Source organism: Thermomicrobium sp. 4228-Ro (assembly GCF_026241205.1).
Classification (GTDB): Bacteria; Chloroflexota; Chloroflexia; order Thermomicrobiales; family Thermomicrobiaceae; genus Thermomicrobium.
The window spans coordinates 588,868-597,718 of record NZ_JAPFQM010000006.1 but is presented as its reverse complement, the minus strand read 5'-3'; the positions used below and the strand labels follow the sequence as shown (position 1 = coordinate 597,718).

At 67.5% G+C, this 8,851-nt stretch carries 9 protein-coding genes; 1 reads left to right on the top strand and 8 read right to left on the bottom strand.

All coding sequences use genetic code 11. From position 1 onward, the window contains the following. Positions 1–5: 5 nt before the first annotated feature. Genes OO015_RS12175 through OO015_RS12155 form a run of 6 tightly spaced genes read right to left on the bottom strand, consistent with a single transcriptional unit; the run spans position 6 to position 4,421 of the window. Positions 6–821, bottom strand: a complete 816-nt coding sequence (locus OO015_RS12175; protein ID WP_265941539.1) for an ABC transporter permease — start codon at positions 819–821, stop codon at positions 6–8. After that, entirely contained in the window at positions 818–2,062 is a 1,245-nt protein-coding gene (locus tag OO015_RS12170) for an ABC transporter substrate-binding protein (RefSeq protein ID WP_265941538.1), read from the bottom strand. The genes OO015_RS12175 and OO015_RS12170 overlap by 4 nt, the downstream gene beginning before the upstream one ends. A 3-nt stretch (positions 2,063–2,065) precedes the next feature. Beyond that, on the bottom strand, positions 2,066–2,833 hold the full coding sequence (locus OO015_RS12165; RefSeq protein WP_265941537.1) for an ABC transporter ATP-binding protein: 768 nt from the start codon (positions 2,831–2,833) through the stop codon (positions 2,066–2,068). Continuing rightward, on the bottom strand, positions 2,800–3,900 hold the full coding sequence (locus OO015_RS12160; RefSeq protein ID WP_265941536.1) for an acyl-CoA dehydrogenase: 1,101 nt from the start codon (positions 3,898–3,900) through the stop codon (positions 2,800–2,802). The genes OO015_RS12165 and OO015_RS12160 overlap by 34 nt, the downstream gene beginning before the upstream one ends. Positions 3,901–3,910: 10 nt before the next feature. Beyond that, complete coding sequence (locus OO015_RS14255; RefSeq protein WP_416236598.1) at positions 3,911–4,018, bottom strand: nickel-binding protein; 108 nt, start codon at positions 4,016–4,018, stop codon at positions 3,911–3,913. 4 nt (positions 4,019–4,022) lie between these two features. Beyond that, the gene (locus OO015_RS12155) at positions 4,023–4,421 is read right to left on the bottom strand and encodes a hypothetical protein (RefSeq protein ID WP_265941535.1); all 399 of its coding nucleotides are present in this window, start codon (positions 4,419–4,421) and stop codon (positions 4,023–4,025) included. A 1,479-nt stretch (positions 4,422–5,900) separates the two neighbouring features. Between OO015_RS12155 and OO015_RS12150 the strand changes: the two genes are divergently transcribed. Continuing rightward, positions 5,901–6,329 carry a TIGR03668 family PPOX class F420-dependent oxidoreductase gene (locus OO015_RS12150; RefSeq protein WP_265941534.1) on the top strand — a complete coding sequence of 143 codons (429 nt, stop codon included), beginning with the start codon at positions 5,901–5,903 and terminating at the stop codon, positions 6,327–6,329. 7 nt (positions 6,330–6,336) lie between these two features. On the opposite strand, the gene OO015_RS12145 is transcribed toward OO015_RS12150, so the two are convergent. Then, positions 6,337–6,624 (bottom strand): hypothetical protein, encoded by a 288-nt coding sequence (locus tag OO015_RS12145; protein ID WP_265941533.1) that lies wholly within the window; start codon positions 6,622–6,624, stop codon positions 6,337–6,339. Positions 6,625–6,683: 59 nt separating this feature from the next. Further along, positions 6,684–8,735 carry an ATP-binding protein gene (locus tag OO015_RS12140; protein ID WP_265941532.1) on the bottom strand — a complete coding sequence of 684 codons (2,052 nt, stop codon included), beginning with the start codon at positions 8,733–8,735 and terminating at the stop codon, positions 6,684–6,686. Positions 8,736–8,851: the final 116 nt, after the last annotated feature.

Genomic DNA, 8,851 nt, shown 5'->3' with positions numbered 1-8,851 from the left:
CACCGTCAACTTCGCTGTTCGACCACCGCCATCTCCGGTATGGGCCGCAGCACACGCCGCGCTCGCGGGCGCGCTTCACGGAAGAGGAAACGTGCCACCCCATCGAGCACGATCCCGCACATCGCGATGACGAGGAGCATCGCCATCAACTCTCCGTAATCCAGGCGGTCACGTGCGTCGAGGATAGCGTACCCGAGCCCCGAGTCGACACCGAGCATCTCAGCCGGTACCAACACGATCCAGGCGACTCCGACGGCCAGGCGGAGTCCGGCGAGCACGCGCGGTCGCACCCCCGGCCAGACGACATGCCGCACGAGTTCCCAGCGCGAGGCACCCAAACTCCGCCCGACTTGCGACCAGCGTGGATCGAGCCGCGCCACACCGTCGACCGTACTGAGCAAGATCGGCCAGGTCGCCGCCATGACCAGGAGGAAGACGACCGAGCGCGTCCCCGTACCGAAAACGAGCAAGGCGAGCGGCATCCAAGCGAGCGGCGACACCATCCGGAGCACCTGGATCACCGGACCGAGCATCCGGCCGACCCAGCGGATACTGCCGATCGCGACTCCCAACGGAATACCGAGCGCCGCCGACACGAGCAAGCCCAGAGCGACACGCTCTGCGCTGGCGAGGACGTGCGGCCACAGCGCCCCGCTGGTCACGAGTTCGCCGAGCGCCCGAAAGGCTGGACCAGGCGCGAACCGGCTCGTGAACGAACCGGGAGCAGCAGCGACATCGGTCAGGAACCACCAGAGAACTCCGACGACGGTGAGTCCGACGAACGGGAGCATCGCATCACGAAGAAGCCGTACCTGCTTCATGGCTCGATCCGTTCGCTCCGCGTCAACGTTTCCGGGAGATCGAAGACGGCTGGCCCTCCTTCAGCCTCGAGCGCCTGACGGACGAACCGGTCGTCGACGAGTTCAGCATGCGCCGAGGCCGGATCGAGCGTCGCCAGGAACCCTGCATTCCCCTCGACGCGCGTCCGCCGCAGATGCTCGATGAGCGCCTCTGTGTAGGACTGGAACGGGTAGGGGCGGAAATCGATGCGCTGCGCACCCCACTCCGGGTGGCGGATCACGCCTTCTTGGACGTACCGGTCGTGCTCGTGATCCGAGAGCACCCGCTCGATCGCCTCCAGCGGCTGCGGCAGGTAGCCTCGATCGCCCTCCTTCACCAAGAGTCGAGCAGCCTCCGCTCGGTTCTCGCGCGCGAACCGTTGCGCCCGCACGATAGCGGTGACCACCGCCTGCGCCCATTCCGGCCGTGTCGCCACGTCCTCTTCGTGCATCACGACGACACAGCATGCATGGTCGAGCCAGACATCGCCGCTGAAGCGGAGGATTTTCCCCGCTCCCTGAACCTCGGCGAGGGCATTGAACGGCTCCGCGACGATATACCCGGCGATCGATCCATTGGCCAGAGCTGGTGCCATATCGGGCGGGGGCATCACGACGAGCTTCACCGTCCGCTCGTCGGCTGAAGGATCGCCGCGCAGGATCGGCTGCAGGCCGGCACGCTCGAGGAGCATCTGGATGAGGACGTTGTGAATCGAATACCAGAACGGTACGGCAAGCGTCTTCCCAGCCAGATCCTCGACCCGCTCGATCTGCTCGGCGACGGTCAGGGCCGAGCCGTTCACGTGATCCCAGGCCACGAGCTTCACCGGTACCTGCTGGCCGAACCGCATCCAGATACTGATCGGCATGAGCAGATGGACGACGTCCACCTGGCGCGCCTGCAATGCTTCCGAAATCTGCGACCAGCTCCGGAACATCGTCGGCTGATCGGCCTCCAACCCCTGCTGCTGGTAATACCCCTTGGCGTGCGCGAGAAGCAGCGGTGCAGCATCGGTGATCGGCAAGTAGCCGATCCGCACCCGACCGCTCGCAGCCGCCGGCGTGGAGCGGGATACCGTCGCGATCACGGTGGGGCCGGGCGAACCTGCCGGAGCAGCCGTCGCGGGTATGTCCGAGCTGCTCCCACAGGCGGCAAGGAGCGGCCCCGCGATCAGGCTTCCCACGACACTCCGCAAGAACGTCCGCCGCGTTGCACGCGCCATCGATCACCTCTTCCCCACGAAAACGGGCCGAGCTGGCACGGTCGGTTGCTGTCCGACCGCGTACCCCTCGAGGGCCAGCTGTCGGAGCGTATCCAGCGCATGCTCAGCCACCCACCACTGGCCGATGACTTTCGCCGGCCGTCCACCGAGCAGGACGAGCTGGTCACCGAGCGAGAGCGCCTCGTCCAGGTCATGCGTCACCAGCACCGCCGTGAGCGCGAGGTCACGCACCAGCTCGCGGAGCCACTGCTGAGCGCCCTGGCGAGCCAGCGGATCGAGGGCAGCGAACGGTTCGTCGAGCAGGAGCAGCCGCGGCAGCGTCGCCAATGCCCGCGCCAAGTTCACCCGCTGTGCCTGGCCACCGGAGAGCGCATCCGGATACGCGTCGGCCAGCTCGCTCAGTCCTGTCCGTTCCAAGAGCTGGTCGACGATGTCCGCATCGACGCGTCCACGGTTCGCTGCAAAGCGCAGCCCGAGCCGGATGTTTTCGGCGACCGTCAGCCACGGCAGGAGGCTCGGCTCCTGGAAGACGAGACGGACATCACGACGGGGATCCAGGTCTTCCCGGTACCGCACGGTGCCCTGCGTCGGCGACTCGAGCCCGGCGAGGATCCGGAGCACGGTCGACTTGCCGACACCGCTCGGGCCGAGCACGACCGTCACTGCACCGGCTGGCACTGCGAACGAAACGCCCTCCAGGACAGCGCGGGCTCGCCGGCCGTGCCCGTAGACCTTGGTCACGCCGACGAGTTCAACAGCTGGAGTTCCCATAGTAGTTGTCCTTCCGTCGGTGTCTGGATCGGGAGAAACGCCGCCTCGCGCTGGCGACGTGCGGTGGGGCTCTCGGCCCGATAGGCCTGGCCACCCTTCACCTTGGCTTCGAGTGCCACAGCCGAGCAGGCGAGCCGCATCGCTGCCAGTCGCAGTTCGAGGACAGCGCGCCGCTGTATCTCGTCGACCGGCTGCAACGCCGTCGCGAGTGACTCGCGGAGCGCACCAGCCAGCCGTTCGGCCTCTCGCCACGCTGCCTCGAGTTCCTTCCGGAACACCTCGTTCACACCGCGGAGCGCAGCATGTGCCTCGCTCAAGGCACGCGCTGCCAGTCCCCAGCAGAAGCTCGCCTGGAGAGCGAGAAACGCCGGCTGGACCACACGGAGGAAGGCACGGACGTCGCGAGCCAGTACCCAGGTCACTGGCAGGTCGACCGATGCGAAACGGAGCGAGCTACTCGCGGTCGCCTGCAGTGCGAGCAGGCGAGGATACGGCTCGACCGTGACACCAGCTGCCTCGCCCGGCACCGCCACGACGAGCGTCCCGTGCGCAGCCTGGGCCGGCGTCACGACGAGAAATCGTCCGGTCAGGTTCGAGGCCCAGGGAACGAAACCGTCCAGCGTCAGCGCTCCGTTCCGCTGACGCGCGGTCACCGGAAGCGGCCGTCCTGTCTGCACATGACCGAGCGCGGTCGCGAGTGCCGTGCTGCCGTACCGTCTGGCACTGATGAGTTCCGGCAACACGCCCTCGCGGAGCGGCGAACCAGGCTCGCTGAACGCGAGATAGACGAGCGTGACCACGTGGCACCACAAGGAGAAGGCGCTCGCCAGGTCGAACCAGGCCACAGTGGCCAGGAGTTCCCCAGCCTGAACCAGCTCGACCGGTGCAGGCACAACCGGCGCGGTGTGATCGACCGCAGGGAGAAGCCCTTCGGCCACGAGCAGATCGATCGACGACTGCGCCGGGACGTCACCCGCGTCGACGCGGGGCGCTCGCTCTTCGAGCACCGGCGCGAGTCGCTCCTGCAGAGTCGGATCGATGAGATGGCGAGCGAGCGTCCCCACCATCGCCCCCTCCTCACGAGCACAGACGTGTCAGCCGGTCGACCGGTGCACTCACCACCTCGCGAGCACGGCGGACGGCAGACTCGTCCGGCGCTGCGTAGAGGCAGACACACTTGGCCATGTCTTCACGAACGTAGGTGCGGAGGAAACGGACTTCCGGCACCTGTGCATAGAGCGGCCTTCCGCTGCAGGTACGCCTCCATCGTCAGCCCTGCTGGCAGGTCCCATTCGACGAGGTAGTTCGCGGCACCACGCTGGGCCTTGACCTCGTCGAGCGATTGACCCACCAGGCGAACCGGCGCGAAGTCCTGGGGTGCGATGCCAGTCTGCTCGAGTGCACTGCGCAGCGCAGTGCCATCCTCGTGCTCCAGGACGGCATAGAGTACCGCGAGATCCTGGCCGACCTGGAACTCGATCACCTCGCCACCAGCTGCTCGGGTCGCCGCATCGATCGCCCCGAATACTGGCTCCAACTGCTCCCGATCGATGACCTCGACGCGATATTCAGCGAGGAACAATGGCATACCTTTACCCTCCCGTCTTCGACAGGCATGACCGACCGATCGTTTCCACAGTTACGGCACCTGGAAACGCGCTCTGCACGCCGGAGCGGCACGGCCTATGCCAGCCCGCATGCAGGCTCTCCGACGTGCAATGGCTCGAGCAGATCAGGCTCGCTCAGGGGCGACAGTCACAAATACGGGGCCAATAGGAGTACACCCCGATCATCGTCGGGCAGGGTGGAACGACAGCCCGGCATCGGCGATGCCGGCACACGTACCGTCCGCGTTGTTCGCCTCGCGGCTCCATCCGGCTCGCTCCTGCCCTCGTCACCCACTAGACCGATCGGAGCGCTGCGCGGCTCCCTCACGTATCGCCAGAGAGTCTACCGAGCGCTTCCGCAACCGTCAAGGGTTGAAATGACCCGGAAGCAGGGAGGCAGCAGTCGAACGGGAGTACGGTGATGGGCGACGCGTGCTGCACCCTCAGCGGACAATGACGAGCGAGCGGTCAGCAACAGGGCTACTCGGCTGCAACCATTCCTGGTAAGGGTCGGGCGCGCGTCATCCGGGCAGCCCGCCAGAGCCGGGGGCACCAACATGCCCGCGTCATCCGGTGCGAATGGGCGCGGCACGCCGCGCCCCTACACCGGAAATGCGGGCGACGCGTGCGTCGCCCCTACGCGGGTGCTGTGGGTTGCCGACGGTCGCCTGCCCATCGACCACCGGTACCCTGCCCCGACCACCGCCGCCCTCTGTAGGGGTCACGCGTGCGTGACCCGTCCGACCCGAGAGGGCCGGGAACCGAACCACGCCCCTGCAGTGCGCACACCCGGGCGAGGTTCACGGCCGAGCCCCCTCACTCCCTGGCCCCCTCTCCCACGATCGCGTGGGAGAGGGGGCGGCGAGCGCGAGCGAGCCGGGGGTGAGGGGTGTCCAGCCTCGCGTCGTGGCACCGCGGTTCGCTTGCCGCGGCTTGCGGCGCGGGCGAAGCGTGCGTCGCCCCTACAGGGAGAGCGTGGACGGGGTGCCGCGGTAGCGGCGGGGGTGAGGGCTGTTCGACCGGGAGACACGCATTGCCGACGGCCGCCTGCATGCCGCCGACCTGCACTCCACCGGCCACAGCCCTTCCTGTAGGGGTCGGGCGTGCCCGACCCGCGTGTAACCCTCACCCCCGGCCCCCTCTCCCGCACGGTGCGGGAGAGGGGGTGCCGAGCGGAGCGAGGCGGGGGTGAGGGGTGTCCCACGGGCGACGCACGCGTTGCCCCGACACGGGAATGCGGGCGACGCACACCTCGACCCTACGGGATACTGCGCGCGACGGACGCATTGCCCCGTCGAGGGAAACATGGGGATGCCGCGCTGGCGCGCGGCAGAGGGCGAGGGCACTTCTCGGGCAACTACCTCATGTCGTCCCCCTACCCAGGTTCCATCCTGCGCCCACCTGTTCCGTCCGCTATGCTGGTCGATCGGAAACACTGGTCATTTCCGGGAGCCACGCCGATGCGTGAACTCACCCCGACGATCCGAGCCTTCCTCGCCCGCCAGCGAGTCGGCCATCTGGCGACCGTCGACCGGGCGGGCGATCCGCACGTCGTGCCGGTGTGCTATGCGCTCGGCGAGCGGACGCTCTACATCCCGATCGACGAGAAGCCGAAGCGCACCGATCGCCCGCTCAAGCGCGTGCGGAACGTCCTCGAAACCGGCCGGGCCGCCATGGTCGTCGATCGCTACGACGAGGACTGGACACGTCTCGGTTGGGTGCTCCTCCGTGGCCCCGCCGAATTCGTCCACCCCGGATCTCCCGAGCAGCGCGAAGCGATCGCCCTGCTCCGGCAGCGGTACCCGCAGTACGCGACGATGGTCCTCGAGGAGCGCCCGGTGATCGCCTTGCGGATCGAGCGCGTGACCGCATGGGGAGCGCTGGACTGACACCCGCTCAGCGCAGGACGTGGACGAGCGTGTAGATGCCCATGAGGATCATGAGGGCGCCAGCGATCACGCCGGACCAGCCGCGACGGGCTGCTGCCGTCCGCGCGCCTTGCAGCGTGATGATCGCCGCCGCAGCACTGGACAGCCCGACCATGAACGGCCGAGCCTCGTCCGCCCAGGCGCTTCGCCGGAACAGCGTGGCGACGACGAAAAGAAACGCGAGGACGAACGCGCTCACCAGTGGACCGAGCCAGACGCTCCGGATCGTGCGTGCAGGTGATGCTATCGACGGCACGTCAGAATGCCTCCCGAACGCGTTACGCTCCTCAGGTTGTACCACGTCGCCAGCTCCGGCTACGAGGCGGTCTGGAGAGGCTCGGCAACCAGCAGCGCACTGTCGGACTGACCGATCTCGAGTTGCCACAGGAAATCGGTGATCCAGTCCGTCGCTGACTTGAGATAACGCCGGTACGTACTGAAGGGAATGCCCAGGCGCTCCGCCATCCGTTCTTGAGACTCGACCGGGTGGAGATAGGCCGTCTCAGCCACAGCCTGCCAGCGCCGATACTGCGGCCGGAGACCCAGCTCGCGGATCGCGCGTTCGAGCAGAGCTCGGAGCACCTGGATGCGCTGCCCCTCGCTCGCCCCTGGACCGACCTTCCGTTCGATGAATCCTGCAGTCAGAAGCGGATTACCGCGCAGGCGCTCGGGACGGCTGAAATCGCGCAGCGCACGAGCGACGGCTTGGGCGAAACGGTCCCGATCGAGCACCGGCTCAGCGAGTTCGTTATCCGCACACGGAACCGGATGCGCAAGCCAGTCGAGCACGGGTTGCCGATTCCACGCTCGACACCGAATATCGAGCGCTGCTCCTTCATCGAAGCACACGATCGGTCGCAGGCCGAACAGCTCCCAGTAAGGGGGAGGCGACGACGCTTCCGGAAGGTTCGTAAGGAAGCAACTGCGCCTGACCGCCGACACGGCGATGACACGCTCCAGATGGACCGCCAGCGCCAAGGCGAGCACGCGGTGCACGGAGCCCGGGGCTGCCGGCGCGATCCAGGTCGCATGAGCGAGCGTGTAATCACCCGGGCGGAAATGCAGGGCTCGAGCCAGCGCGTCGTACAGGCTCGCGTGATCGATCGTCGTCTCCCACACGGAGTGCTCGAGTGGGACGCTGGTCGTCCAGGCGAGCAAGGCACCCGTGGACGTGCGGATCCCGCGCGACAGTCCCCATCGGTGCACGAGCCAGGACCGGAAGAGCTCGCGGAGCGACTCCGGCACGAACGCGAGCGCAGGCTCCAGCTCGTCGCGATGGAGCACGCCGACTTCGAGCCCGTCCGTCAAGGCGAGCACGAGTGCGCGCCGGTATGCTCCCGTCTCGTCAGCCAGCGCGAGGAGCCGGAGCAGGTGCGGGAAGCGCACCGTGCCCGTGCCGTGCCGGAGAGCCTCGATACTGGAAGCGCGCAACCGCTCGCGCAGTTCGAGGAGCATCTCGGCATTCCGCCAGGCCAGCGACTCGACGAGGAAGGTCGCGAACGGCTCGCACACGGCGAGGCCGTACTGCGTGACCCGGGTGATCGGATGAGACAAGAGGGTCCGGAAGAGCGGCCCCGTGTCGCTCTTCGCGAGCGCCGTGCGGAGCGTCGGCTCACTGGCCACTCCGACCAGCGCGACAGCCGTCAAGGCTGTCAAGGCCTCCGGATCCGATGACCCGGGTACCGCGTGCAGCAGCATTTCAGCAACGTCCAGCACAGCCGCCGCCGACAGCACCCCCTGTTCTGCGCGGACCCGCTGGGCGAGAAGACCGAGCGTCAACGGATGCCCGCACGCCACTTCGACGATCTCCTGCACGTGACGCTCCGCGAGTCCGAACTTCCGGAGGTAGCTGGCTGCAGCCTCGTCCGCTAACGGTCCGAGCCGGATCGTCCGCTGCAGGAGACTCCATTCCGCATCCTGGAGCCACTCGAGCGGTAGCGCCTCGCGCATCGCCACGACGAGCAAGAGATCACCGCTGCCGTTCAGGTGCGCGGCCCGAAGTGCCGCGTCCAGCGGCCCGCCCGGGCGATACCCGTCGAGAAGCAGCACCCGCCGTCCGCTCTCCGCGAACAGGTCCTCGAGCGTGCGAGCAGTCGAGCCGAACTGCCGGGCAGCCTGCTGCACGAGCGTCTCCGCCGTTGCCGTCTCGGTCCAGTGAATCGTCGCACACGGGACGGCGAGTTCGTCACAGCAACGCGCGAAGGCGTGCAAGAGCGCGCTCTTGCCCGATCCAGGCGGCCCACTGACGACACAAAGCCCTTTGAAGCCTGGCGCGAGCAGCGCTCCGACGAGCTCACCCAACTGTGCTTCGCGGCCGACGAACCGTTCCTGAAGATAGGCCTCGATCTGGTCGTGAAGTGCTGCCATGGCGTAGACCTTCCCTTTCCGGGGGGGTTACACCATCCATCCTGTGCCGCCCCCGTCGACACCCCCGCTACCGACGCCATGCCGGATTGGGAAATGTTTCCTAGCCATACGGTACC

Bases quoted from the DNA above. Each gene is read 5' to 3' on its own strand.
- OO015_RS12175 (WP_265941539.1), bottom strand. From the start codon at position 821: ATGAAGCAGGTACGGCTTCTTCGTGATGCGATGCTCCCGTTCGTCGGA.
- OO015_RS12170 (WP_265941538.1), bottom strand. From the start codon at position 2,062: ATGGCGCGTGCAACGCGGCGGACGTTCTTGCGGAGTGTCGTGGGAAGC.
- OO015_RS12165 (WP_265941537.1), bottom strand. From the start codon at position 2,833: ATGGGAACTCCAGCTGTTGAACTCGTCGGCGTGACCAAGGTCTACGGG.
- OO015_RS12160 (WP_265941536.1), bottom strand. From the start codon at position 3,900: ATGGTGGGGACGCTCGCTCGCCATCTCATCGATCCGACTCTGCAGGAG.
- OO015_RS14255 (WP_416236598.1), bottom strand. From the start codon at position 4,018: ATGGCCAAGTGTGTCTGCCTCTACGCAGCGCCGGACGAGTCTGCCGTC.
- OO015_RS12155 (WP_265941535.1), bottom strand. From the start codon at position 4,421: ATGCCATTGTTCCTCGCTGAATATCGCGTCGAGGTCATCGATCGGGAG.
- OO015_RS12150 (WP_265941534.1), top strand. From the start codon at position 5,901: ATGCGTGAACTCACCCCGACGATCCGAGCCTTCCTCGCCCGCCAGCGA.
- OO015_RS12140 (WP_265941532.1), bottom strand. From the start codon at position 8,735: ATGGCAGCACTTCACGACCAGATCGAGGCCTATCTTCAGGAACGGTTC.